1 protein-coding gene is annotated in these 614 nt (G+C 36.3%); it reads right to left on the bottom strand.

What is annotated here, in order from left to right:
* The coding region (locus ACFQ2O_RS22190) for a hypothetical protein (protein WP_377533192.1) at window positions 1–614 on the bottom strand (614 nt) is incomplete at both ends.

Raw genomic sequence — 614 nt, 5'->3', positions numbered from 1 at the left:
GCCAAAGAGATTCAAACTTTTCAATGATAGGCGGAAACTCATCTAAAATCTGTGATTTTATAACTGTCGCACCTTTTACACTAATTATGATAATACTGTATAAGCTTTCTGCTTCTCGTTCGTCCCTTTCAAGCTGGTAAGCTTCCTGTAGGAGCCATTCAGTTTCTTCAAAACCTAAACTATTGCTAGCATCAATGTGAATCTTCCTTAATTGTTCTAAAGCCTTTACCTTCATGGTTGTTATGCCATGTTCATCAGCTATTTTAATAGCCTTTAGAAGCACTTTCACTGCAAGCTTATTTTCAGATGCCATCCACAGCACATGAGCTTCAGTTAACAATGTTAAACATTTATGTTCGGCCCGATTGAAGTTGATTGACAGATCTGAATCAAACCTTACTAGATGTAGATGATTAAACAGCTTCTTTTGAAAACGAGACTTAAGCATCCGAAAGCTACTTGAAAGTTCAGCCGTTCCATATAATACTAGAGACGCCTCTTTGTCTGTTTTAACTTCATTGTTCTGAAGCAGCTTAAACAACTTGCTTTCGAGAGTAGCATCTTCTTGTGGATTTATTAAAGCATTACTACCTAAAGCATTATTAGCTATAAAC

Source organism: Pontibacter rugosus, from assembly GCF_042678745.1.
GTDB lineage: Bacteria > Bacteroidota > Bacteroidia > Cytophagales > Hymenobacteraceae > Pontibacter > Pontibacter rugosus.
This window is presented reverse-complemented; position numbering and strand designations above follow the sequence as displayed.